This window comes from Craterilacuibacter sinensis (genome assembly GCF_009831765.1).
GTDB lineage: Bacteria > Pseudomonadota > Gammaproteobacteria > Burkholderiales > Chromobacteriaceae > Craterilacuibacter > Craterilacuibacter sinensis.
The window spans coordinates 86895-110942 of sequence record NZ_WSSB01000010.1 but is presented as its reverse complement, the minus strand read 5'-3'; the positions used below and the strand labels follow the sequence as shown (position 1 = coordinate 110942).

Here is a 24048-nt window from a genome sequence, read left to right as displayed (position 1 = left end):
ATTTGTTTACGCTGATAAGATTATTCGGAGTGTGTCAATCATTAGAAATGTCGATATAAACAAACTCATTATGTTTTTTCTTTGTGCTGCCAATAAGGTTGAATATATAAATAGTAGTAATGCTGCAATGCGCATTAGATCCGATATAAGCCCCTTCTGCAATAATTCAGATCCGTAGTTTATTCCCTGAATAAATACCCCAATTGCAAATCCGATCATCGCCGATTTGGTGATAAATTGCATTGAGCGTATTCCGTTTGGCATGGGGGTGTGTTTGTGAGTTTTAATATTGTTGCTTAGTGCTGCTGCTAGAAAAATGCAGATGTAGATGCACCAATAAAGTATTTGAATAATGCTTATTGTGATTGCTTTCTGGTTTAGCCCAGAAAAAGCATCTTGTTCTAATCTGCTAACGTCAGCGACGAAGAAAATATAAGAGGCGAAGATTGAAATTGATATTATTGAGGCAGTTCGAGGGAAATGTGGCTGAAAATAAAAAGCTATCGCCAATAATGCCCAGAGTGGTGTGCTGGATATGTGAAATGAAATGGATATTAATGCAATTGCTATAAATGGCAATATTTTTGGTCGATTGTCTGCGCTCATTATAATGGCTAACCATAGGCAGAGTGCAATGCCCTCGCGTATTTGAATTCCATACTTTAATAAAATATAAGGAGTGATTGCAAGTACAAAGACATTACTGATTTTTGATGGTAAGGATTTCTGTAAGTTTTGAATTGACAATAAAGTTATGAAAGCCAGTAGTGCAAGTGTGAATTGTCGAAATAAATTGTAACTTATAAATGGCTCAAAAGTGTTTATTAGCAGAACAAATCCTGGGTCTCTGCCAAAAATCGCTAGGTATCCGCCTCGTTCTTCGTAGATGAGTTGATATGTTTTATAATCAGGTAAGTGGGGCATTGCTATAAATAGCAAAATAAAAATTACCGCTAGATGCAATTTTATTGTATTGGTGAGGGTAGGTTTATCCTTTTTGTATTCTATTGCAGGCGTCATTTTTTTCATGAGATTACTGTTGATAAAAGTTTTGCGATGTTTTGACTATTTGTGTCTTCTAGCAATTTTAGGCTGATGCGATGGTTTATTTCGGATTTTTTTGGTGGTGTGCTGGTCCTGTTTAGTTTGTCTAGGCTTATGTATTCGTAGCCCATTTCTAAAAAGTCGCCAATATCAGCGGTCAGTACGACAGGGTATATGCCAAAATAAAGGTATTCTACCATTTTAGTTGGATTAGCAACTTTGTTTAATATGTGATCATGTCGTAGTATGAAGCCAAAATTTGCTAATGCATAATAATTCCTTAAATTTTCTGGTTTTGCGTGCGTAATGATTACATTCTTTGGAATTACTCCAGATGTGTTTTGAAATTTCTCAGATAGTGATTTTGTTTCAGCAGTTAAAAATATAAAATAATGATTTTCATAGTTCATTAGGCGTTTAGTAGCGTGTATCATTTTGGCAACTTGTTGCCAAGCTTGCAAACCGCCTGCATAAATAAAAACAATAGCGTCTTCTGGAATGTTGAGGCTGGATCTAATGGCATTGACTTCATCTTGATTCGCTTGCTGGCAAACTTGCGTTGTGAATATAGGTAAATACATAAATTCAGCGCGCGTGGTTATGTATTTTTTACGATAAAAATATTCCATTTTTTTGGTTACACAGATTGCAAGTGATATTCTTGCGAAGGCAGCTTTTTCTACTAGTTTCATTAGGTATGCTAGTATCCTGTTACCTGTGTTCTCAATTTCTTCAGGTACTGTTCCATGTACGTCTAATATTATGGGTATGCGCCTATTTGTAAATATTAGAGGTATAAGTATGAGTGCGTAGAAATATATGGAATGTACATAGATTTTATCTGCATTCTGTAATATTTTGAGGATATTCCAAAAGTGTAGGAAGCTCGCTGTATAAATTTGCGTGTTACCGATTTGGCTATGTGTGTCGCGCAAGTTTTTAAGTGCGTATAGATCAAGGTATATGCGTGGATGATCGGCTATCTGAGTGTCGATATTTGCAATTCGTTGCACCATTCCTTCCAGTTTTCGATCTTGGAATGGATAGCGCCCGACTATAACTAGTTTTTTCAAGTGGAAAGGACCTTGTGAGATTAATAGATGTCGAAGGCTAAGGTTACTTTGACAAAAATTTAGTTAGTCGAGTAGCAATCCGCTCCGCCGCGAATCCATCACCATAAGGATTGTGTTTTATCTGCATGGCACGATGAGCATCTTGGTTTTGTAAAAGATGTAGAACTGCATTAATAATATTTTTTGGATCAGTTCCTACTAGTTTTGCACCACCTGCATTAACCAATTCGGGGCGCTCAGTCGTATCGCGCATGACTAGACAGGGTTTTCGAAGATACGCAGCCTCCTCTTGTATACCGCCGCTATCAGTAAGTAATATATGAGAGCGAGTCATCAAGTTTATTACTTCAGGGTAGTCTAAAGGGGGGGTGAGGATGATGTTTTTCTTATTAGAAAGTTGCTCGTGCACGACCGTCTGTACACGAGGATTTTTATGTACTGGGAAGACGAATTGTGCCTGGCCTGTATCAGCAATCTCTGCAATTGCTTCGCAAATTTTATGGATACCCCCCTCTAAATTCTCACGGCGATGAGCTGTGACCAATACAATCGGAAGATCAGAATCGAGGCCGTTAAAACGGCTTGACGCTTCTAGACAAAACTTGTTATCGACCCTCAAGCGTTCGCTCGTTAGACGAACGGCATCAATCACTGTATTTCCAGTAACCTCAATGTTATTTTTTGGCGTAAATTCAGCTAATAAATTTTCTTCTGACTCTTGCGTTGGTGCAAAATGAAGTGTGGCAATAGAGCCTATTGAGCGACGATTGAACTCTTCCGGCCACGGCGAGTATATATTGTGGGTTCGCAGTCCTGCTTCTACATGAGTAACGGGGATTTGTAAGTAAAATGCTGCTAGCGATGAGATGAAAGAAGTGGTTGTGTCACCATGTACAAGGACTACAGATGGCTTGTACTCTTCTAAGATATTTGTCACTCCTAGAAGGATTTTTGCCGATATCGAAGCTAGCTGCTGTTTATCTGTCATGACATTAATGTCGAAATCTGGCTTTATGTTAAAGACAGATAGCACTTGATCAAGCATTTCTCGATGTTGTCCCGTAACGCAAACTGCAGTCTCAATATGCAAATGCTTCCGCAGAGCGAGTACTACAGGTGCCATCTTGATAGCTTCTGGACGAGTTCCGAAAATTACAAGTATCTTTGATTTTTTCATGATTATTTTTTTGTTAGAAAATAAATTGCAAGATTGCGTAAATATGGTTTACCAAGCCATTTCGCCAGTTTAAGCTGAAATTTTGAATATCCTAGATAGATTAATGCAGAGGTAGTTTTTTTGTCGATTGGTCTAAGAGTTTGCGCCAAAACAGATGTAATGGTACGTATTGGATAGACCCTGCGGAACAATTCCCCGAATGCTTTCTGAATGGAATGTTGGCCGCCATAGATGGTACAACAGACATCTGCAAGAGTTCGTGCATCGAGCCACATTATTTCACCAACGTTTGCCGTAATATTATTTGCAATATTTCCTCGTGCCACGATACTTGGCTGTTTAAGATGGCTGATAATTGGTGATCCCGTAGAAGCAAGTGCAGTATGTACTTGATATAGATGTATATAATTACTATCAAACCATTTTTTTGCTGATTCACTGTGTTTCCAACACGAGCGCTTAAAAACAAAGCTTGATATGAAAGCAAAAATTATACTTATGTTTTCTTGGGCTTGGATATACGCTGCGATATCAAGCAGTAACCCACTATTATCTAGTCCATATTTTTTAGGTAAAACTGTTTTTAAATGATCTAGCTTGCTACTTCCTTGGATGTAACCAAGTTGTAAAACTAATGGCTTACTGCTCTGGAGTTCCTGTTTAATTGCGTTCAAGCTTTTTTGAATTACTACGTCATCATCACCGAGCAACCAACAATACTCGCCACGAGCTTCTGCAACGACGGCATCGAAGTTACGATCGGCGCCCAGGTTTCTAGGTTGAACGATCCATCTAAGCGGTAGTACATCGCGGAAGTCTTCCAAAACACTCAGTGTCTGATCGGTAGAGGCGTTGTCACTTACTATCACTTCGATCTGATCCCATGCACCGTCGATTTGCAGCGACGTTAGACACTCGCGCAGGTATGCTGCGCGATTGTAGGTTGGGATGCATATGGACAAAAGCGGCTGGCTATTCATAAGGTTTTCTGTCTATATCTGTTGAAAATTAGCGCGCACCATGGCAGCCCTACAAACACAGTTATGCCCGCATACGTAGCCACCGTGGCAATCAGTCCAACGTGTGCCATCGCGTATACCCCTGTGCCGATTAGTAGTGCTGAAGCCACAGACTGAGCCATTAGTGGCTCTTCCTTGTGTGCACGAATGTATGCGGCCATAGCGAAGATTGCTGCGTTGGCTACAGTCGCTATTGACAGCAGTAGTAGTGCTGTGCGCGGAGGTAATCGATCGAGCACCTTCGGAGTGAATTGATCGGCGACCTCTACGGCCACAAGGAAAATTGCAGTACACAAGGTTGTTGCGCCGATCGCTCGAATTGCTTGCCTGTTGAAAATGGTATTTAACTCGGCACGCTCATTACGTGCAATGTGTGCAGAGAATGTAGGTATCTTTGCATGAATCCAGCTAATTCCGACCGTCGAGATCGCCGAAAAAATGGCCATCGAAAGACCAAGCTTTCCTGCTGCCACTGCACCTTGGAGGGCAAAAACCACTGGGGTGAGGAAATTAAATATGAAGTAACCGCTGGCCCAGCTGAGCGCTATACGCCATTGCAGAGGGAAAACGTCCCGGCGATAGGTGTAGCACCCATCTGTGGCCGTGACTAACCCCTGCACATTCAAGCCCTTTGTGAGTCGTCGTCGTGATAGCCACCAGATTGTGCCTAACATGTTTGCGAGTGGAACAGCGGTCACGGCCCAGAGTCCTGCGCCACGTGCGAGCAGAAACCATAACAGCGCATAGCCTGCAATGGACTGGTACAGTCGCAGCCGGGCTACATGGCCTATTTCTCCGAGGCCTTCGCAAATGGCCAATCGCGCACTGAGAGCAAGATTGACAGCCGTGGCAGCGACCAATACGCCCCATACTGTTAGCCATTGCGTGGTTGACAGCGAACCTTTGTTTGAGAAGAACCAACTACCGCCAACTAGCAGCGTGATGAAGAACAGGCTCGCCATCACTGCGTTCCACTTCGCCGACAGCCTTATCAACGAAGCGATGGCATATCGCCAGCGCACATCTCCCTCGAGTCTGGTTTCAGACACGCGATGTAAATGCGCTGCAGCATGGCTTGTCAGCTGGATCAACACATGGTTCAGTCCTAGTTCGAAGAAGATCTGGGTTGCCAATACTGCAGAGAATGTGTAGTAGTAGCCCTGTTGTGAAGGACTCAGGAACATCGGAATCAGCAATACCGTGATACCGCCAGCCATAATGGACCAGCTGCGAAAGAGCAGGGTGACCAGAATATGGAAGTCCAGCCCAGCCATATGTAACAGCCGGTCGATGCGGGTTGGGCGCATCTCTGAGGCGATGACAGGAGAGATATTTTGCGTCATGCTAGGTCGGCCGATTCAGGGAATAGCCCATCGAGTTTATTCAATGTCGTCTGCGAGTTCACAGTGCCACAGTCCTCGGGGTTTAGTGCATCCGATTGGGTAGTTCCAGATTGCACCGGATAAAGCGAGTGTATGACATCTGCCAAAGCATCCTTCAATGGCGTCTCAATTGATAGTCCTAGCATTCCCGCCTTGCTGATACAGGGTAGGTAAATGGATCGCCCATTCGGCTCCGGCTGGCTAAGGACATGGATGGGCTGGTCGATGTTCACCAATTCGCGGATTGTTGTCGCGAGTTCGAGCATAGAGATTGGTCGATCAGAGCCTACGTTGTAGGCTTCGCCGCTTGCACCTCGCTTCAATAGTGTGAACATCCAGTGCGCCATGTCGCGGCCATCGATGTACGAGCGGATAGTTTGACCATCTCCGGAGAGGCTGATGCCTTGGCCTTTGATGGCGTCACGCATGAAGTTGCCCAGTGCATACGGTCCCTGGAGCGGAATGTGACGGCTGACAATCGCGAAGCATCGGGCGATTACACACTCGAGGCCTCCATTGGCTGCATACTGAGCGCAGAGATGCTCGGCCATGCGCTTGCCTTGTCCATAGGCTGCACGGATATCTGTGGTCTGAGGCGCAAAGGGGTGCTCTTCCCGTAGAGTATCGATGCCCGCAGGTTGCGGACCGTAGACGGCACCAGAACTAATGAACAAAAAGCGTTCGATGCCTCCTTGCCGAGCGAACTCGAGGACATTGCGAGTACCCTCGACTAATTGTGTTATCCAGAGCAGCGAATTCGGCTGAGAATGGGTGTCTGCTGCGGCATGGATTGCATCAGTGTAGGTTCCGGGAGGCGTGTGAGGCAGTTGTGTTAGGTCGCCTTGGACAAAATTCAGCCAAGATAGGCCAGCATATTCTGGAAACCGTTCAAGGAAGACTTCAGGTGACCGGCTGAGGACCGTGACTAGGGGAGCGTCGCCATGAAGATTCGCTCCCTCTAGGAGATAGTCTAGGAGGGAGCGCCCAAGGAAACCGGTCGCTCCTGTCAGAAAGATGCGGCGTCCACGCAGATCGAGCGGATCAGATCTATGCGACAAATTCATAGATCCTCCGGGCGACGGTTGTACTGTCAAGACGATGCTCATTAAGCAGGTAGTCGTAAGTTCCGCAATGTTTGGAGAACTGGTCCGGCACGCCGATGCGTAGCACGCGGGTTGGCAGGTGCTCGCTGGTGATCTCGGTGATGGCAGCTCCTAGGCCACCTAGCAGCGAGTGTTCCTCCAGTGTCACTAGACCGGTGGATGCGCGCGCAGCGGCGCACACGTCGTCTATCAGTAGTGGCTTGATCGTGGGCGCGCTCCAAACTGTTAGGTTCTGCTCCTGTGCGATGTCGACGGCAGTTCGTACCATAGAGCCGGTCGCGATCAGGCCGGGGCGATCGGCGCGACCGTCGCGGACCTTCAGTAAGCTTCCGGGCTGCAGCGCATCGATCGGGCTTGTGTGCACGTCGCCGCGATCCGACTTGCCCATGCGCAGATAAACCGAACCATTGGCTGCATAGGCATAGTCCATACAGGCCGTCATCTCGAAACGATCTGCCGGCGACAATACCTCCAGACCCGGAATCGCGCGGGTGCAGGCGATGTCCTCAGTCGATTGGTGGCTAGTCCCCAGATGGCTGTAGACGAAGCCAGCGCCATCTCCCAATAGCACTACGGGCAAGTGGTCATGGGCGATATCGAGCTTGATCTGCTCAAGGGTGCGGATCGGCACGAATGCGGCAAGGCCATAGACGAATGGTCGGAAGCCAACTCGCGCCAAGCCTGCTGCCATACCCACCATATTCTGCTCGGCGATACCCGCGTTGATGTACTGGCTGGGGCAGCGCTTGCGGAATTCGTCAAACAGCGCGTAGCCGTGATCGCCAGTCAGTAGCAGGACCTTAGGATCCGCGAGTGCCAAGCGAACTAAAGCATTAGAAAAGGCTTCTCTCACTTTGTTGCTCCGGTAAGGCCTAGTGCGTTGATCGCCTTGGCAAACGTTTGTGCGTTCAGACGTGTGTAGTGCCAGCGGTTATCCGATTCCATGAAGGGCACACCCTTACCCTTTACTGTGCGTGCGATCAGTGCCTTGGGTTTGCCTAGGCCATTCGCCCACAACTGGTGAATGGCCGCCTCGATCGCAGCTTCGTCATGGCCATCGACTTCGAGCGTTTCGAAGCCGAAGCTCGCGAATTTCGCCGAAAGATCACCTAGTGCCAGTACATCATCTGTAGATCCCATCGCTTGAAAGCCGTTCTTGTCGACGATCAGCATCAGATTGTCCATCCGGTGATGAGCTGCAACCAGTGCGCCCTCCCAGATAGGTCCTTCATTCAACTCACCATCACCTACGATTGCATACACTTTCTGATCAGTGCCTTTACGCTGCAGGCCCATGGCGATGCCCACACCTACAGAGAAACCATGCCCCAGTGAGCCAGAGGTAACCTCCAGTCCGGCAACGCGCGAATCCGACAGGCCTTTTAGCTCACTGCCGTCCTTAAAGTAGTTCTGGATGTGTGAGTCGTTGAGCCAGCCTAGCTCTCGCATGCAGGCGTATTGAGCCATCACGCCGTGCCCCTTGCTCAGGACAAGGTAGTCGCGACCTTCTGCAAGTGGGTTGTTCTCTGGATAGCGTAGGTAGTTCCGGTAAAGCACGGTCAGTAGTTCGATTATCGAGAAAGCACAGCCGATGTGAACTGTCGAGCCGGCATAGGCCATCTCAAGCACAGTGCGGCGCATACGAGCCGGCGCGAATCTCTGGTCGGTCTCGGTGCGCAGGGGCGCGAGGGCCGTCATTAGAAATTCACTCCGAAGAATTCTTCCAGTTTCTCCGCGATATAGTCCAGTTGCTCCTGGCCCAATGCCGGGAAGGTACCCAGCCAGAAGGTCTGGTTCATCACCACATCGGTATTGGTCAGTTCGCCGCTGACGCGGTAGTTGCGGCCGGCCATGTAGGGCTGCTTTGTCAGGTTGCCGGCAAACAGCAGGCGGGTGCCGATCTTGTTGTCTTCCAGGAAGTTGATCAGGTCGGCACGTTTGACGCCGCTGTCTTCCTTGACGATCAGCGGGAAGCCGAACCAGGACGGCTCGCTGTTCGGTGTTGCTTCAGGCAGGTGCAGGAACTGCTCGACGCTGGCTAGGCGGTGCTTGAGGTAGGTGAAGTTGGCGCGGCGCTTGGCGATGAATTCATCGACGCGGTCCATCTGCGCCAAGGCACAGGCGGCCTGCATGTCTGAGATCTTCAGGTTGTAACCCAGATGGCTGTAGGTGTACTTGTGGTCGTAGCCGAATGGCAGGTCGCCCATCTGGCAGCAGAAGCGTTTGCCGCAGGTGTTGTCCTTGCCCGGTTTGCAATAGCAGTCGCGGCCCCAGTCGCGGAACGATTCGGCGATCAGTTTTAGTTCTGCATTGTTAGTAAACACTGCACCGCCTTCACCCATGGTGATGTGGTGTGCAGGGTAGAAGCTGAGGGTGGCGATGTCGCCAAAGGTACCGACCATCTGGCCGTTGTAAGTGGCACCCAGTGCGTCGCAGCAGTCTTCGACCAGCCACAAGTTGTGCTTCTTGCACAGGGCTGTTACCACGTCGAGGTTGAACGGGTTGCCCAAGCTGTGTGCCAGCATGATGGCTTTAGTCTTCGGGCTGATGGCAGCTTCTATTTTGCTGGCGTCGATATTGTGGGTGGCCAGGTCGACATCGACAAACACCGGCACTGCACCGAATTGCAAAATCGGGTTGACGGTGGTCGGGAAGCCGGCTGCCACGCCGATGACTTCGTCACCGGGCTGGATGGCGCGCTCGCCCAGCTTGGGGCTGGTCAACGTCGAGAACGCCACCAGATTGGCGGAGGAGCCGGAGTTGACGGTAATCAGGTGCTTGACGCCCAGATAGTCGGCCAGCCGCTTTTCAAATGCATCGTTGAAGCGGCCTGTGGTCAGCCAGCCATCGAGGCTGGCGTCTACCATATATTGCAATTCGGTGGCGCCGATCACTTTGCCGGAAACCGGTACGTGGCTTTCGCCTGGAATGAAGTCTTTGGGGGCGTAAACAATATCGGCGTACTGCTGGACGAGGGCGGAGATTTCCTGGCGCAGGCTGTCCGGGGTCTTGTTCTGTGTGCTCATGGGTGATGTGCTTTCATTGCTTGGGTGTAGGCAGCGATTTGCTGCAGGCACTGTTGTTGCATGTCGTGGCCGGATAGCCAGGCGTGGTGCCATTCGATAATGGCATCCAGCGCAGTGAGCAGGTTCCAGCATGGTTGCCAGCCCAGACGGCTGCCGGCCTTGGAAATATCGAGCTTGAGATAATTGGCTTCATGCGGGTGCTCGCCGCCATCCAGCTGCCAGCTGGTAGCCTCGCTCCACTTTTCACACATGCGCTCGACGATCCATTGCACCGGGCGGGCATCGCCTTCGTTTGGGCCAAAGTTCCAGCCTTCGGCATAGGGCTGACCTTGCTGGTAAAGGCATTGGGCAAGCGTCAGATAGCCGGATAGCGGCTCCAGTACATGTTGCCATGGCCGTGTCGCATGCGGGTTGCGGATGGTGACTTGCTGGCCAGCTTCGAATGCCCGCAGGATGTCAGGTACCAGACGGTCGAGAGCCCAGTCGCCACCGCCGATGACGTTGCCGGCGCGGGCCGAGGCAAGGGCGGTGTTGCCTTGCTGGAAAAAGGAGCGGCGGTAGGCGCTGGTGACCAGCTCGGAACAGCCCTTGCTGTTGCTGTACGGGTCGTGGCCGCCCATCGGCTCGTTTTCGCGATAACCCCACACCCACTCGTGGTTTTCATAGCACTTGTCGGTGGTGACGTTGACGATGGCGCGGACGCTGTCAACGTGGCGGGCCGCCTCCAAAACATGGACCGTCCCCATCACATTGGTGGCGTAGGTTTCCACCGGCTCGGTGTAGGAGAGGCGCACCAGCGGCTGGGCTGCCATATGCAGGACAATATCCGGACGGAACGCGGCCATGGCATCTTGTACCGCTTTGGCGTCGCGGATGTCGGCAATGGTGCTGGCCATGCCGTCTTCCACTCGGGCCACCGCATACAGGCTGGGCGTGGTTGGTGCGGGCAGGGCGTAGCCATGTACTTCGGCCCCCAGGCTTTGCAGCCACAGGCTGAGCCAGCTACCCTTGAAACCGGTGTGCCCGGTCAGGAAAACCTTTTTGCCTTGCCAGAACTGAGCGTCGACAGTCATGTTCAGTCCCACTTCTTCCACGGAGCCTTGCCGGATGCCCATAGGGCTTCCAGATAGTGCTTGTCACGCAGGGTATCCATCGGTTGCCAGAAGCCTTCGTGTGGGTAGGCCATCAGTTCGCCGTCGCTGGCCAGATTCATCAGCGGCTCTTGCTCCCAGGTAGTGCTGTCGTCCTTCAGGTAGCTGAGGACCTTGGGCGAGAGCACGAAGAAACCGCCATTGATCATGGCTCCATCGCCTTTGGGCTTTTCCTTGAAGCTCATCACCTGATTGGCCTGAATATCCAGTGCGCCAAAGCGGCCAGGGGGGAAAGTGGCGGTGAGGGTAGCTGCCTTGCCGTGCTGGCGGTGGAAGGCGATGGTGTCGGCGATGTTCACGTCGCTGACGCCGTCGCCGTAGGTGAAGCAGAAAGCCTCGTCGTTTTCCACATACTTGCTGACACGCTTGAGGCGGCCGCCGGTCATGGATTCGTCACCGGTATCCACCAGGGTCACAGTCCATGGCTCGGCGCGCTTATGGTGCACTTCCATGGTATTGGAGCGCATGTCGAAGGTGACATCGGACATATGCAGGAAGTAGTTGGCGAAGTACTCCTTGATGACATAGCCCTTGTAACCACAGCAGATAATAAAGTCGTTGATGCCGTGCTGCGAGTACATCTTCATGATGTGCCAGAGAATCGGTTTGCCGCCGATTTCGATCATGGGCTTGGGGCGGGTCGTCGTTTCTTCGCTGATACGGGTGCCGAGACCGCCGGCCAGGATGACTGCTTTCATGTCGATAACCTTGTAGAAATTAAATGTTTCCGGAACTGACAAATGCGTCGGCGTAAAACTGCCGGGCAGGCAAACCTGCTGCTACCAAAACCTTGCGGGCGCTGTGAATCATCGCGTCGGAGCCGCAGGCGTACACGGTGGTGTGGCTCAAGTCCGCTGCGCGTTGCAACAGAACCTCGTGCACATAGCCCTTGGCACCCGCCCAGTCTTCATCCGCGCGGGACAGTACGGGAACGAACTGGTAATGGCCAGGCAGGCTGGGCAAGTCGATGTAGATATCTGCTGGCGTACGCCCGCCCCATAGTACGGTGACCGAAGCGGGCTGTTGATCCTGCGGCAACGCAGCCAGTGCTTCCAGCATGGCCTTGACTGGAGCGATACCGGTGCCGGTGGCCAGGAATACGAGGTCTTGTCCGCTTGTTTCGCGCAGGAAGAACGTGCCAAGCGGGCCGTTCAATCTGAGCAGGTCGTTTTCCTTGGCTTGATTGAACCAGTAGTCGCTCATGACCCCGCCTTTCACTGCGCGGATATGAAGTTCAAGCGTCTTGTCGGTTGCGGGTGCGTTGGCCAGCGAGTAACTGCGGCGCACGCCATTCGGGCCAATTACGTCGATATACTGCCCCGGCAGAAAGGTAAACATCGCGGCCGGTGGCAGGCGCAGTATTACGCGCACTACATCGGGTGCCAGACGTTCGATGTGGCTGATCCGGCAGGGGCTGGTCTTGGTAGGTGGAAGTTCAACGCTGCCGAGGTCGTCGACTTCAAGTACCAGATCTGTTTGGGCGCTGCGCACGCAGCTGAGTATCCAGCCTTGCTCCCGTTCTTCCTGGGTGAGCCCCAGCTCTGCTGTCAGCGCGAGTGTTTCGCCGCTGACGACCTTGCATTTGCAGCTGCTGCAGCGACCGCTCTTACAACTGTAGGGCAAGGCCACCTGTGCCTGGGTGGCTGCATCTAGGATGGAAGACCCTGATGCGGCCATGAATTTTTTGCCGTTGCTTAGGCTGATGTCGGGCATCGATCTGTACGCTGCTGTTTGTGTGAGGCTTGTTGCTGCATGGAGCACTAAAAGCCAAAGCTAGAAAATGAATATTGAAGGGGTATCGGGTGATGAAGATCGGTCGTCGTTCAAAACGAGACGGCCAGTAGAGCGGTTCCCTGCTCATCCTTCACCGACAAAATGGGCGTGCATGGCAGTGGCCACTCTACTCCGATCACGGGGTCATCCCAGCGGATGCATGCGTCTGCCTGTGGTGCGTAATAATCGGTCGCCTTGTACAGCAGTTCTGCTGTTTCACTGAGGGTGACAAAGCCGTGGGCGAACCCCTCTGGGATCCACAATTGGCGTTTGTTGTCGGCAGACAGGTTGATGCCGACCCACTGTCCGAAAGTCGGAGAGCCTTCGCGGATGTCGACGGCGACGTCGAATACTTCGCCTACTGTGCAGCGTACCAGTTTGCCTTGTGCGTGCGGCGGGCGCTGGTAGTGCAGGCCGCGCAACACGCCCTTGCTTGATCTGCTGTGGTTGTCCTGTACGAAGGTGACTTTGCGGCCGATGGCTTCGTTGAAGCGTTGCTGGTTAAAGCTTTCGAAGAAGAAGCCGCGCTCGTCCTTGAAAACGCGGGGTTCGATGATCTTGACGTCGGGGATGGCAGTGTCGATGACTTGCATGGTTGGTTTTCTTTATTCTTGGGTGGGCTCTCATCCGGCGAATCCCTCATCCGGCGCTGCGCGCCACCTTCTCCCAAGAGGAGAAGGGATGTGGAGAAAACGCTATTGGAGCGCCACCTTCCACCAGAGGGAGAAGTATGTTGGCTTGTTTTACCCTGGGCAGGGTTGGGTGTTGCTTGCGCTGGCAGTTTGCAGGCTATGAAACAGCCGCTCGATCACATGTTCTACCCCTGTTTGCCATGACGGCAGGGTGAGACTGAAGGCGCGTTGCAGTTTGTTGCAGTTAAGTCGCGAGTTGGTCGGGCGGCGGGCTGGCAGCGGGTAGTCTGCGGTGCCAATGGCGTGGATGGCGGCCGGACCCAGTTGCAGCGAGTAGCCCAAGCTATGTGCGTGGGAAATGGCGTGGCAGGCGTAGCCGTGCCAGCTGGTTTCACCTTGCGCAGCCAGATGATAGGTGCCGTAGTCGAATTTTTGCGTGGGCAGGCGGTAGCGGCTGATGATCTGGGCGGTGACGTCGGCGATGAGTGCGGCGCTGGTGGGGGCACCAATCTGGTCGGCCACCACGTTCAGACTGTCGCGCTCGGCAGCGAGGCGCAGCATGGTCTTGAGGAAGTTGTTGCCGTGCGCACCGTAGACCCAGCTGGTACGCAGGATCAGGTGATGGCCAGTATGTGCTCGCACCGCTTGTTCGCCCAGCCATTTGCTGTGGGCGTAGACCGACTGCGGCTCCGGGGCGTCCTCTTCGCTCCAGGCTTGGTCACCTGCGCCCCCAAAGATGTAGTCGGTACTGTAGTGGATCAGCAGGGCATCGTTGGCGGCGCACCAGCGTGCCAGCACGCCCGGGGCATGCGCGTTGATGGCGTGGGCCAGTGCGCTTTCGCTTTCGGCGCGGTCGACGGCGGTATAGGCGGCTGGGTTGACGACAATCTGTGGGCGCAGGGCGTCCAGTGTCTCCAGCATTGCCGCTTCGTCGGCAAGGTCAAACTGTTCGCGGGTCAGGGCGAATACTTCGCCTAGCGCTGCGAGCGCGCGGCGCAACTCGAAGCCGAGCTGGCCATTGGCACCAGTAATCAGGATGCGGCTCATTGTAGGTTTCCGTCTGGAGGGCTTAGTGCTGCGCGATCAGTTGCAGCAGATACTGGCCGTAGGCGTTTTTCTTTAGCGGGGCGGCCAGTTTTTCTACTTGTGCAGCATCGATCCAGCCGGCGTTGTAGGCGATTTCTTCCGGGCAGGCTACTTTCAGGCCCTGGCGGGTTTCGACGGTGGCGATGAACTGGCTGGCTTCGAGCATGGATTCGTGGGTGCCAGTGTCCAGCCATGCATAGCCGCGGCCCATGGTCTGCACATCGAGCTGGCCTTGTTGCAGGTAGACATTGTTGACGTCGGTGATTTCCAGTTCGCCACGATGCGAGGGCTTGATGGCCTTGGCGATGTCGACCACTTGTGCATCGTAGAAATACAGGCCGGTCACGGCGTAATTGCTTTTGGGCTGCTGCGGCTTTTCTTCGATGGAAAGTGCCTTGCCGCAGGCGTCGAATTCCACTACGCCATAGCGCTCCGGATCTTGCACATGGTAGGCAAACACGCTGGCGCCTCTGGTTTTAGTGTTGGCGTCTTGCAGCAGTTTGGTGAAGTCGTGGCCGTAGTAGATATTGTCGCCCAGTACCAGGGCAGAGGGTGCGCCGGCGAGGAAGTCTTCGCCGATGATAAAGGCTTGTGCCAGCCCATCCGGGCTGGGCTGTGCCGCGTATTGCAGCTTGATACCCCATTGGCTGCCATCGCCCAGCAGCTGTTCGAAGCGTGGGGTGTCCTGCGGGGTGGAGATGATCAGGATCTCGCGGATGCCGGCCAGCAGCAGGGTGCAGAGCGGGTAGTAGATCATCGGCTTGTCGTAGATCGGCAGCAGTTGCTTGCTGACGGCTAGCGTAGCGGGGTAGAGGCGGGTGCCGGAGCCGCCGGCGAGGATGATGCCTTTTCTGGCTTGGGTCATATTTTGCATTCCAATATTTGGGTGTTGCTTGCGTGTTGGCGTTGGCCGCCCTCATCCGGCGCTCTCCCTAAGGGGAGAAGGAAAGGGCGATGTACCTCAGTCTGGCGGTGTAAGGTGGCGGTAAATGGCGACCCAGCCTCTCTTGCTGGTGGGAGATGACCGGGGTGAGGGGGCGTCCAATCCATTAGTCTGCGGGATTTTGTGCCTGGGCCTTCATTTCTGCGCGTAGCGCTTCTATTTCCTGGCTGAGTGCGTCGTATTCTTCCTGCTTGCGCTGCAAGAAGTGTTTAGTCAGCGCGGCTTTCTCTGCGATGCCGCTGGGGGTGAGCACATAGATATAGCCGAATTTGTTCTTGGAGCGGGCGAAGTTCTGCATCTTGACCCAGCCCTTTTCCATTAACGCTTTCAGGCAATAGTTGAGCCCGCCAACGCTGATGCCTAGTTGAGTGGCCAACTCGCGCTGAGTGATATCCGGGTTGTCCTGCAGTAGGCGCATCACGCGATAATAGGTGTCTTCTTGTAGCTTGCTTTGGCGGCTGGCCATGGGGCGATTTACGATGGTTCGTGGTGTTTCGGACACGCTACCGCCCTGCCGTGTCACGTTCGGCAAGCGCGCGGGGCGTTGATAAGTCAAGTGGCCGAGAGCGGCCACTGTTCAAACTTGAACAAGTTTACAGGGGTAAGGCGGTCTAGTCCAAGTGAATGGATGCACGAGGCAAAATAGCGGCCGCGAATGTGTTGTATTGCTGTAGCTGGCACATCGTGTTAGCCGATCTTGCCCAGTCGGGCAGTTTCGATCTGCATGCGCACTCGTTTGTGCAGCAGTTCGAGCAGGACGATTGATCTGTGTCCGGCTTCGCTGCATTGGTAGATCGCCTCCAGCCCGGCAAACGGGCCGTCGGCAATGTGCACCACCTCGCCCGGGTTGAACAGGGGGGCGCAGGGGCTGGCTTGCTCGTGCTGTTTCAGCATATGGATGAGCTCATCCTCAACCTTGGCCGCCTGCCCACCGAACTGCACCAGTGTACTCACGCCCAGGGTCGAGCGGATCGGTGCCCAGCTTTTACCGCTCTGGCTGCTATCGAGACGGATAAACAGATAGCGCGGGAATAGCGGCTCGCTCACTACCTGCGCCTTGCCACGGCGAACCTTCTCGACGCTGATCAGTGGCAGGTAACAGGGGTAGCCTTGCTGCTCAAGGTTGAACAGCGCTTTGGCTTCCTGACGCGGTTTGGTGTGAACCAGATACCAGGCGAGCGGTGAAACAATGGTTTGCGGCATAAAGGGTTTCTGCTGGCGTGCGGCAAGGCTGTTGTCGTATGCCCCGCCTTTGCTGTCGGGGCATACCGGATGGCCGTTAGCTGTTTGTGTTGTGGTACTGCTTGGCCACCCACTCGCGGTAGCTGCCGCTGGTGACATTGTCCACCCAGTCACTGTTGTTCAAATACCATTCAACCGTCTTGCGGATGCCAGTTTCGAAGGTTTCGGCCGGTTTCCAGCCCAACTCCTGTTCCAGCTTGCGTGCATCAATGGCATAGCGTCGGTCGTGGCCGGGACGGTCGGTGACGTAGGTGATCTGTGCCGCGTAGCTCGTCTGGGAATCGGAATCCGGGACTCGGGATTCGGCGTGAACGGCTCCCGGTTCCCGGTTCCCTGTTCCCTGTTTCGGCTTCAGCTCATCCAGTATCGCGCAGATGGTGTGCACCACGTCGAGGTTGGCCTTTTCGTTCCAGCCGCCGACGTTATAGGTTTCGCCCAGGCGACCGGCTGCCAGTACGCGGCGGATGGCGCTGCAGTGGTCTTTGACATATAGCCAGTCGCGGATCTGCTGGCCATCGCCGTAGATGGGCAGCGGCTTGCCGGCCAGGGCATTGAGGATGACCAGCGGGATCAGCTTCTCGGGGAAGTGATAGGGACCGTAGTTGTTGCTGCAATTGGTGGTGATCACCGGCAGGCCATAAGTGTGATGCCAGGCGCGTACCAGATGATCTGATGCGGCCTTGGAGGCTGAGTAGGGGCTGTTGGGCTCGACGCGGTGGGTCTCGCTAAACGGCGCATCGTTGGGGCCCAGCGTGCCGTACACCTCGTCGGTGGAAACGTGCAAAAAGCGGAAAGCCTGCTTGGCTTCGTGCTCAAGCCCGCTCCAGTAGGTGCGTACATTTTCCAGCAGATTGAAGGTGCCAACGATATTGGTCTGGATAAAATCGCCTGGGCCGTGGATGGAGCGGTCGACATGGCTTTCGGCAGCGAAGTTGATCACCGCGCGCGGCTGATGCTGGGCCAGTAGCTTGCCCACCAGTTCGCGGTCACAGATATCGCCGCGCACGAAGGTGTGACGCGGGTCGTTGGCCAGCGATTTGAGCGTATCAAGGTTGCCGGCGTAGGTGAGTGCGTCAAGATTGATGACCGGCTCGTCGCATTGTGCCAGCCAGTCGAGTACAAAATTGCCGCCGATAAAGCCGGCGCCGCCGGTGACCAGGATCATGTCAAATCCGTTTCTTTAAATAATGGGGGAAGCGTATGCGCTATTTTACGGGGAAAACCGGGGCTTGGGGCCGGTGGTCGCTGAAAAGGCAAAGGCGACAGCAGCCTGTTGCCAAGCCGATGCCGCCTTTGACCGGACTGCCCAAAAGGTGTGCAGCGCAAGCGCTGCGGGGTCTTGCCTCCAAAATGTGCGGCTATTTTAAGGCTGCAAGCTGTAGCTGCCTATCCGTAGAAATACTGAGTGGGGCAGAAAGTTGCTGGGGATGCTTACTGCTTTGTTGTGGGAGCTAGAACCCGGGATTTGCGGCCTTGACGTGATTTGCTCAGCTCTTACGCTGAAACCCGAGTCCCGAGTCCCGAGTCCCGAGNTCCCGAGTCCCGAGTCCCGAGTCCCGAGTCCCGAGTCCCGAGCCTCAGGCATAACCCTTCAGATTCAGGCTTTGCCAGCGCCAACTGTCGTTGCACATATCCTGCAGGGTCTTTTCGGCTTGCCAGCCCAATAGCTCGCGGGCGGTGCTCGGGTCGGCCCAGCATTCGGCGATATCTCCGGCGCGGCGCGGTACGATCTGATACGGCACGTTGCGGCCGCTGGCGATTTCGAAGGCCTTGACCATGTCCAGCACCGAATAGCCCTGACCGGTACCGAGGTTGACGGTGAGCAGTCCGCCCCGGGTTTGTAAGGCAGCAAGGGCGGCCAGATGGCCGCGGGCCAGGTCTTCAACGTGGATGTAGTCGCGTACGCCGGTGCCATCCGGGGTGGGGTAGTCGTTGCCGAAAACAGACAGTTGTTCGCGTTGGCCGATGGCCACTTGCGACACGAAGGGCATCAGGTTGTTGGGAATGCCGTTCGGGTCTTCTCCGATCAGGCCGCTGGCGTGGGCACCCACCGGGTTGAAGTAGCGCAGGATGGCGATATTCCACTCCGGTTCGGCCTTGACCAGGTCGCGTAACATGTCTTCCACCATCAGCTTGCTGCGCCCGTACGGGTTGGTGGCCGATAGCGGAAAATCTTCGCGGATCGGGGTGGAGGCCGGGTCGCCATAGACGGTGGCGCTGGAGGAAAACACTAGGTTTTTCACGCCATGGTGCTGCATCGCCTGCAATAGTTTGAGGGTGCCGCAGACATTGTTGTTGTAATACGCCAGCGGTTGCGCCACCGACTCGCCCACCGCCTTGAGACCGGCAAAGTGGATCACCGCCTTGATCGGGTAGCGGAACACCAGATCCAGCTTTTCTCGGTCGAGAATATCGCCCTCGACAAACAGCACTTGTTTGCCGGTGATCTTTTCCACCCGTCGCAGCGCCTCGGGCTTGCTATTGCTTAGATTGTCGAGCACCACCAGTTGCTGTCCGGCTTGCAATAGCTGGACGCAGGTATGGCTGCCGATATAACCGGCACCGCCGGTGACGAGGATCATGGTGGGCTCCTTTTTTTGGGGGTGGGAGGATGGGCGCGGCTGCGCGGGCACCCATCGCATTCTTATTTGCCCAGTTTACCGCGTAATGATGAAAACGCGCCGCGACCCAGTACAATCAGGCTGCCCAGCATCAGGCCGGCAATCGCGCCCAACGCCATGATGAGCGCGCGCTTGGGTTTGTCGCGGGTGATGGGCAGGGTCGGTGCCTCTAGGTAATGGAAGCTCTGCTTGCTGCCCTTCAGCGCTGGTAGTAAATCTATCTGTTTGAGGTGATTATCCAACTGGTAATAGCGGGCTGGATAAGGGGTTTTGTCGGTTTGCTTGAGCGAATCGATACGGGCTTGCAGAGAACGGGTACCCAGCAAAAACAGCATTTCCGGTTTTTCTATAGTCTGGTAACTGCTGCCCTTGAATGTGCCGACGCCGCCACGCGCTGCCGTATCGCGAGCTCTTTGTGTTGCTTCCAGCAGACTGCGGTCTTGGGCTTGCTGCTGTAGGGCAAGGTTTTGTTTTTCATCCTGCAAGTCCAGCTTCAGGGTGTTGCTGGTGACCTGATATTCGCGTGCCTTGGCTGCCCAGACGCTGCGGTTGATTTGCGCCATATAGGTGTTCAGTAATTGCTGGGCCACTTCTGGTGTTTCTGCGGTGATTTCGATCTGGTGGTAGAGCTGTTTTTTCTGATCGGGCGACGTCAGCTTGATATCTTCTAGTGACAACTTTTCCAACAGCGCTTTTTGCGCACGCTCCGAGCCTAATTTTGTTGCTTGCTGCCGGTAGTAGTCACTGCCTTGCCAGAATGCCCGGCGGGCATCGGGAGAGCTTAACTGGGTAATCGTACTATCGAATACCTGTTTGCTGACTTCTGTAATCTCCAGGCGTTTCTTTTTCTCAACGGCAGAGCCCTTGTCGTCGTTAGCTGAGTCATTATTGGCTATCCGCCACAATTGCTGTTGTGCCTGATAGTAATCACCTAGGTCTTCTGCGCGAGGTTGTTCTATGGTGGCCCGTGATGTCCACTCCTCTTTGACCATCAGAGCGTAAGTACCGGCAACGGCGATGGACAGCGTGGTGACACCGGCAATGATTAGCCTGCCTTGCCATAGTTTGGCGACGAGTTCGGCCAGGTCGATTTCGTCGTCTTGTTGTTCTATTGGTGCGACAGGGCGATTGGGCATGCTGAATCTCGCAGGGGATCGATAGAAACAGTATTGTTTATACCTTTGGTATATTCAAGGATCGCTCTACCGCCGAAAGTGGCAGGATGAGGCGTGTCATCCTGCTTCCCCGTGCTTCAGCCAACTTTACTTAGTACGTATTCATGGTCGCTGGCTTTGGTCTCGGACGCCTTACGCGAACGCAACAGGCTACGTACCAGTACCAGCAGTATGCCGATAGAACCGCCGGTCAGCGTACCCAGTGCAACGATCAGCGCGCGCTTGGGTTTGAGCTTTTCTTCCGGTACGACGGCAGGGTCTATGGTTTTGAAGGCATATTCTTGCTGCACCTCGGCCAGCATCAGCGTCTTGGTCTGCTGCTCGATCAACTGCGAGAACACGGTCTGCATAGAGGCCAACGCAGTCTGTGCCTGCTGCTTGTGCAGATAGTCGATGTTCTTGCGTGCTTCCACCTGATCGCGCTCGCGTACCGCCTGATTCAGGTCATGGACGAACCAGTCGGCCCATTGCTTGGTCAGCAGCGGCGAATAGAAGTCTATGCTCAGCGTGGCCAGTCCCGATTTTTTGTCCTTTTCCAGTGCCATCAGCTCGCTGAATGCCTTATATAACTCCCAATCCGTAGGCTCGAGCGAGGTGCCCTCCTTGACTTCGCGCACCCATTTCTTCTGTTGCGCATCGTACAGCTCGCTGTTTATCACCAGTTGCCCGCTTTGTTGGTCCCACTTGGTAGCGGCCATCAACGGCACTTCTAGCTGATGGCTGCGGATAAAGTGGGTGACGAACTGGCGCGACTTGCCGATTTCGACGGCAATGTCGCTCTTGCCTGCCTTGCCCTCGCCCAAGCTGACCCCGGCTAAACTGGCCAAGCCACCCATTTGCCCGGCCAGCGCGGCCAGGCCGCCGCCGGATTCGCTTTCTGCCGGTGCCAGCAGCACTCTGGACTGGTAGATATTGGGCATATTCAGCGCCACCATCACGGAGATGGCGGTGGACACAAGGGTACTGGCGATAATCAGCCATTTGCCCTGCCGCAGGGTCTTGAATAGTTCGAGCAGATCAATCTCGTCGTCCTGTTCATGCGTAATTGGCTGAGTCATTTCGTTTTGCATATTGGTCATGGTTTGATCGCCGCCCATGCGACACCTAGCTGATACATGATCTGGGTGACGGCGGTCCAGGTGGCTAGCGAGTCGCGGCTCTCGATATCAGCTGGCACTACGATGGTGTCGCCGGCTTCGACACGCGGCGTGCTTGTGTAGATCCAGTTCCCGCTCGGCATGCGTACCGAGCCGTCGGCCTTGACGATATACACGCGGCTGGTGTCGGCGCGCTTTTTGGCGCCGCCGGCACGCTCTAGGTAGTCCTGCATGTCCAGATCGCGCTGATAGGTGTGGTTGGACGGGAACTGCACTTCGCCAATGATGCTGACGCTATTGCGCTGTTGCGGAATAAACAGGCGGTCCTGGTTTTCCAGCAGGATGTCGAAAGACTTGTCGCCTGCCAGTACGGCCGGGCCATTGATGACCAGACGGCCCAGAGCCTTGGTGTTTTCCAGTTGCTCGGCCAGCTTGATGCCACTACTTGGGTCGGTTTTTTGTGCCAGCGGGTTGCCTTGGCTGCGCAACTGGGCGTAGGACATCTCGGCACGCAGTTCTTCATTCAGGCGACGTAGGTTTTCCTGCTCCTGCTCGCGCAGGCTTTCACGGGTAAAGATGGCACCTTGCGGGTTGCTGAAGCTGGTGAGGCCACCAGCGCGGCGGATCAGCTGGCTGAGCATCTCGCCGCGTTTGACCACATAGCTGCCCGGATAGCGCACTTCGCCTTCCAGTTTGACGGTAATTTCTTCACGCCATTCGGGCTGGGCCAGTACGTTCAGCCGGTCTTTGGATTGCAGCGGCTGGGTCAGCAGGCGCTCGGCCTCCGTATCATTTAGTGGAATATCGAAGCTGTTATGTGTCAGCTTGAGTTCGCGGCCATTGGCAAGATAACGGCTGAGCTCTATGCGGTCGGCCGCCTCGGTGCGCCCCCCTGCCGCCGTGATCAGATCGGAAAAAACACCATTGCGCGGCAGCGGATAGATACCGGGAAAGCGCACTTCGCCACGGATTTCGACGATCTGTACCGCCTGCTCGGGGCCGGCTTGCAGTTTGAGCTGGCTGATTACATCGGCCAGCAGGCTTTCGCGACTGTTATCCAGAGCTGCTTCGATTTGTGTCTTCTGAGCTAGCTGTCCCAGCGTAATACTTGAATCCTGACTAGCTCCACTGCCTGCCAGATTTTTGGCAAAATTATCATGGGTATCGCTGGCAAACAGGATGATCTGGTCGCGTTTTTGCAGGGTCAGGTTATGGCGGCTGCCCGGGTTGCGCATGGCCTCGCCCGGCTTGAACTGCAACACCTGGATGCGGCGGGATGCATCGACTTCCCGTACCACGACACCGTATTCCAGATCGATGCTGGTTAGCAGGTCTTTTTCCGGGCTGCTGATCAACTGGTTGATGCGCATGCCCGGCTTGAAGCTGGCTGGTCCGGCGTGCAGAACCGCGCCCTTAAGCACCACTGCATTATTGAAGGTGTCGGATACGCGTAGCGCCGACACTGCATCGCCATCGCGGATAGTGAAGGAGGCGGCCTGCCGGCTGCCGGTGTTGATATTGAACAGTTGCGGGCCGGTTTCGCTTTGGCGCGTGATGCGCACTTCGTTCTGTGCCTCCGGCTTGAGTCCTCCACCCAAAGCGATCATCTCGTTGAGCGAGGTTCTGCCGCGAAGCTCGTAAATAGCCGGACGGCGTACCAAACCATCGATGGATACGCTGGGGCCTTTGGCAGGAATAAACACCACATCGCCGGCACGCAGGCGGATGTCGGCCTTGTTGTCTCCCCTCAGTAGCAGTTGGTACAGATCCATTTCCTGTACGACGCGGCCATTGCGTTTGACCTGGATCTTGCGCAGGCTGCCGCCTGTATTCAAACCACCCGCAGCCTGCAGGGCCTGAGTAATGGTGGTGAGGGCATTGACGTTGTAGGCACCGGGTTTGAAGGCTTCGCCGGTCACGGTGATCTGCATCATGCGCAGGGCACCCATGGATACGAATACGTCTACCCCCAGCATTTGCGACTTGATGCGGCTGATCAGGTCGACAGCGACTTGCTGGTAGCTATTACCGGCTACATAAATCGGGCCCAAACCAGGGAAGTCGATATTGCCCTGCCGGCCGACGCGCAGCGTATGCAGAGCATTTTCCTTACCGTACAACTGGATTTTCAGTTCGTCACCGGGGCCGATCAGATAGTCATCCGGAACCGGCAAGTCGGAAAGCGGGGTGTTGCTGGTCGGCATGCCGGCAAACAGGCTGTAACCGAAAGGTTCGCCTGCCTTGCTGGCGGTAGCAGCTGTTGTGCGCGGCTGTATGGTGGGGGCGAGTGCTGGTGCGGCTTCGGAAGGTGAGGTCGCAGATTGTGCAGCACTGGCGGAAGCCGCCTGAATTTGTGCTTCGCTGGCGCCATACTGGCGTGCCAGTGCGATTTGCTCCGGCGTCAACGCATGGGCAGATGCCATGGATAGCGTGACAGCCAGAATGGCGAGTCGCTTTTTTTGCATCTAAAAAACCCTTTTAAAGCGAGCGACCTACTAGGCCGC

At 54.3% G+C, this 24048-nt stretch carries 22 protein-coding genes; all 22 read right to left on the bottom strand.

Features of this window, described 5'->3' with window-relative positions; genetic code table 11:
• Positions 1–6 precede the first annotated feature (6 nt).
• The gene (locus GQF02_RS11810; protein ID WP_160797377.1) at positions 7–1029 is read right to left on the bottom strand and encodes a hypothetical protein; all 1023 of its coding nucleotides are present in this window, start codon (positions 1027–1029) and stop codon (positions 7–9) included.
• Positions 1026–1736: a glycosyltransferase family protein gene (locus GQF02_RS11805; RefSeq protein WP_160797376.1), complete on the bottom strand. Its 711-nt coding sequence runs from the start codon at positions 1734–1736 to the stop codon at positions 1026–1028. Before GQF02_RS11805 ends, GQF02_RS11810 begins: the two co-directional genes overlap by 4 nt.
• Positions 1737–2160: 424 nt before the next feature.
• On the bottom strand, positions 2161–3294 hold the full coding sequence (gene wecB / locus GQF02_RS11800) for a non-hydrolyzing UDP-N-acetylglucosamine 2-epimerase (RefSeq protein WP_160797375.1): 1134 nt from the start codon (positions 3292–3294) through the stop codon (positions 2161–2163).
• Positions 3295–3296: 2 nt separating this feature from the next.
• A complete protein-coding gene (locus GQF02_RS11795) occupies positions 3297–4274 on the bottom strand; it encodes a glycosyltransferase family 2 protein (RefSeq protein WP_160797374.1) in 978 nt (325 codons plus the stop codon).
• A complete protein-coding gene (locus GQF02_RS11790) occupies positions 4271–5656 on the bottom strand; it encodes a polysaccharide biosynthesis protein (protein WP_160797373.1) in 1386 nt (461 codons plus the stop codon). Before GQF02_RS11790 ends, GQF02_RS11795 begins: the two co-directional genes overlap by 4 nt.
• Positions 5653–6759: an NAD-dependent epimerase/dehydratase family protein gene (locus GQF02_RS11785; RefSeq protein ID WP_160797372.1), complete on the bottom strand. Its 1107-nt coding sequence runs from the start codon at positions 6757–6759 to the stop codon at positions 5653–5655. Before GQF02_RS11785 ends, GQF02_RS11790 begins: the two co-directional genes overlap by 4 nt.
• On the bottom strand, positions 6743–7651 hold the full coding sequence (locus GQF02_RS11780; protein WP_160797371.1) for a transketolase family protein: 909 nt from the start codon (positions 7649–7651) through the stop codon (positions 6743–6745). The genes GQF02_RS11785 and GQF02_RS11780 overlap by 17 nt, the downstream gene beginning before the upstream one ends.
• On the bottom strand, positions 7648–8496 hold the full coding sequence (locus GQF02_RS11775) for a transketolase (protein WP_160797370.1): 849 nt from the start codon (positions 8494–8496) through the stop codon (positions 7648–7650). Before GQF02_RS11775 ends, GQF02_RS11780 begins: the two co-directional genes overlap by 4 nt.
• Entirely contained in the window at positions 8496–9824 is a 1329-nt protein-coding gene (gene rfbH / locus GQF02_RS11770) for a lipopolysaccharide biosynthesis protein RfbH (protein WP_160797369.1), read from the bottom strand. Before rfbH ends, GQF02_RS11775 begins: the two co-directional genes overlap by 1 nt.
• The gene (rfbG, locus tag GQF02_RS11765; protein ID WP_220789451.1) at positions 9821–10897 is read right to left on the bottom strand and encodes a CDP-glucose 4,6-dehydratase; all 1077 of its coding nucleotides are present in this window, start codon (positions 10895–10897) and stop codon (positions 9821–9823) included. The genes rfbH and rfbG overlap by 4 nt, the downstream gene beginning before the upstream one ends.
• Before the next feature lie 2 nt (positions 10898–10899).
• Positions 10900–11673 (bottom strand): glucose-1-phosphate cytidylyltransferase, encoded by a 774-nt coding sequence (rfbF, locus tag GQF02_RS11760; RefSeq protein WP_160797367.1) that lies wholly within the window; start codon positions 11671–11673, stop codon positions 10900–10902.
• 19 nt (positions 11674–11692) lie between these two features.
• The gene (locus GQF02_RS11755; RefSeq protein ID WP_160797366.1) at positions 11693–12688 is read right to left on the bottom strand and encodes an FAD-binding oxidoreductase; all 996 of its coding nucleotides are present in this window, start codon (positions 12686–12688) and stop codon (positions 11693–11695) included.
• A 110-nt stretch (positions 12689–12798) separates the two neighbouring features.
• Positions 12799–13341, bottom strand: a complete 543-nt coding sequence (gene rfbC, locus GQF02_RS11750) for a dTDP-4-dehydrorhamnose 3,5-epimerase (protein WP_160797365.1) — start codon at positions 13339–13341, stop codon at positions 12799–12801.
• A gap of 150 nt (positions 13342–13491) precedes the next feature.
• Entirely contained in the window at positions 13492–14427 is a 936-nt protein-coding gene (gene rfbD, locus GQF02_RS11745) for a dTDP-4-dehydrorhamnose reductase (RefSeq protein WP_160797364.1), read from the bottom strand.
• Between the two features lie 22 nt (positions 14428–14449).
• Entirely contained in the window at positions 14450–15331 is an 882-nt protein-coding gene (rfbA, locus tag GQF02_RS11740; protein WP_160797362.1) for a glucose-1-phosphate thymidylyltransferase RfbA, read from the bottom strand.
• 184 nt (positions 15332–15515) lie between these two features.
• Entirely contained in the window at positions 15516–15875 is a 360-nt protein-coding gene (locus tag GQF02_RS11735; RefSeq protein WP_160797360.1) for a MarR family EPS-associated transcriptional regulator, read from the bottom strand.
• 221 nt (positions 15876–16096) lie between these two features.
• Positions 16097–16612: a transcription/translation regulatory transformer protein RfaH gene (gene rfaH / locus GQF02_RS11730; protein ID WP_160797358.1), complete on the bottom strand. Its 516-nt coding sequence runs from the start codon at positions 16610–16612 to the stop codon at positions 16097–16099.
• 76 nt (positions 16613–16688) lie between these two features.
• The gene (gene rfbB, locus GQF02_RS11725; protein WP_160797356.1) at positions 16689–17816 is read right to left on the bottom strand and encodes a dTDP-glucose 4,6-dehydratase; all 1128 of its coding nucleotides are present in this window, start codon (positions 17814–17816) and stop codon (positions 16689–16691) included.
• A gap of 412 nt (positions 17817–18228) precedes the next feature.
• Positions 18229–19233 (bottom strand): UDP-glucose 4-epimerase GalE, encoded by a 1005-nt coding sequence (gene galE, locus GQF02_RS11720; RefSeq protein WP_160797354.1) that lies wholly within the window; start codon positions 19231–19233, stop codon positions 18229–18231.
• A 62-nt stretch (positions 19234–19295) separates the two neighbouring features.
• Positions 19296–20408, bottom strand: a complete 1113-nt coding sequence (locus GQF02_RS11715) for an LPS O-antigen chain length determinant protein WzzB (protein ID WP_160797352.1) — start codon at positions 20406–20408, stop codon at positions 19296–19298.
• Between the two features lie 116 nt (positions 20409–20524).
• Positions 20525–21526, bottom strand: a complete 1002-nt coding sequence (locus GQF02_RS11710; RefSeq protein ID WP_220789450.1) for a Wzz/FepE/Etk N-terminal domain-containing protein — start codon at positions 21524–21526, stop codon at positions 20525–20527.
• The gene (locus tag GQF02_RS11705) at positions 21523–24009 is read right to left on the bottom strand and encodes an SLBB domain-containing protein (RefSeq protein WP_160797350.1); all 2487 of its coding nucleotides are present in this window, start codon (positions 24007–24009) and stop codon (positions 21523–21525) included. Before GQF02_RS11705 ends, GQF02_RS11710 begins: the two co-directional genes overlap by 4 nt.
• Positions 24010–24048: the final 39 nt, after the last annotated feature.

Bases quoted from the DNA above. Each gene is read 5' to 3' on its own strand.
- galE (WP_160797354.1), bottom strand. From the start codon at position 19,233: ATGATCCTCGTCACCGGCGGTGCCGGTTATATCGGCAGCCATACCTGC.
- GQF02_RS11705 (WP_160797350.1), bottom strand. From the start codon at position 24,009: ATGCAAAAAAAGCGACTCGCCATTCTGGCTGTCACGCTATCCATGGCA.
- rfaH (WP_160797358.1), bottom strand. From the start codon at position 16,612: ATGCCGCAAACCATTGTTTCACCGCTCGCCTGGTATCTGGTTCACACC.
- GQF02_RS11755 (WP_160797366.1), bottom strand. From the start codon at position 12,688: ATGCCCGACATCAGCCTAAGCAACGGCAAAAAATTCATGGCCGCATCA.
- GQF02_RS11790 (WP_160797373.1), bottom strand. From the start codon at position 5,656: ATGACGCAAAATATCTCTCCTGTCATCGCCTCAGAGATGCGCCCAACC.
- rfbG (WP_220789451.1), bottom strand. From the start codon at position 10,897: ATGACTGTCGACGCTCAGTTCTGGCAAGGCAAAAAGGTTTTCCTGACC.
- GQF02_RS11810 (WP_160797377.1), bottom strand. From the start codon at position 1,029: ATGAAAAAAATGACGCCTGCAATAGAATACAAAAAGGATAAACCTACC.
- rfbA (WP_160797362.1), bottom strand. From the start codon at position 15,331: ATGACCCAAGCCAGAAAAGGCATCATCCTCGCCGGCGGCTCCGGCACC.
- rfbB (WP_160797356.1), bottom strand. From the start codon at position 17,816: ATGATCCTGGTCACCGGCGGCGCCGGCTTTATCGGCGGCAATTTTGTA.
- GQF02_RS11735 (WP_160797360.1), bottom strand. From the start codon at position 15,875: ATGGCCAGCCGCCAAAGCAAGCTACAAGAAGACACCTATTATCGCGTG.
- GQF02_RS11795 (WP_160797374.1), bottom strand. From the start codon at position 4,274: ATGAATAGCCAGCCGCTTTTGTCCATATGCATCCCAACCTACAATCGC.
- GQF02_RS11710 (WP_220789450.1), bottom strand. From the start codon at position 21,526: ATGACCAATATGCAAAACGAAATGACTCAGCCAATTACGCATGAACAG.
- rfbC (WP_160797365.1), bottom strand. From the start codon at position 13,341: ATGCAAGTCATCGACACTGCCATCCCCGACGTCAAGATCATCGAACCC.
- wecB (WP_160797375.1), bottom strand. From the start codon at position 3,294: ATGAAAAAATCAAAGATACTTGTAATTTTCGGAACTCGTCCAGAAGCT.
- GQF02_RS11785 (WP_160797372.1), bottom strand. From the start codon at position 6,759: ATGAATTTGTCGCATAGATCTGATCCGCTCGATCTGCGTGGACGCCGC.
- GQF02_RS11805 (WP_160797376.1), bottom strand. From the start codon at position 1,736: ATGAAACTAGTAGAAAAAGCTGCCTTCGCAAGAATATCACTTGCAATC.
- GQF02_RS11715 (WP_160797352.1), bottom strand. From the start codon at position 20,408: ATGCCCAATCGCCCTGTCGCACCAATAGAACAACAAGACGACGAAATC.
- rfbH (WP_160797369.1), bottom strand. From the start codon at position 9,824: ATGAGCACACAGAACAAGACCCCGGACAGCCTGCGCCAGGAAATCTCC.
- rfbF (WP_160797367.1), bottom strand. From the start codon at position 11,673: ATGAAAGCAGTCATCCTGGCCGGCGGTCTCGGCACCCGTATCAGCGAA.
- GQF02_RS11775 (WP_160797370.1), bottom strand. From the start codon at position 8,496: ATGACGGCCCTCGCGCCCCTGCGCACCGAGACCGACCAGAGATTCGCG.
- rfbD (WP_160797364.1), bottom strand. From the start codon at position 14,427: ATGAGCCGCATCCTGATTACTGGTGCCAATGGCCAGCTCGGCTTCGAG.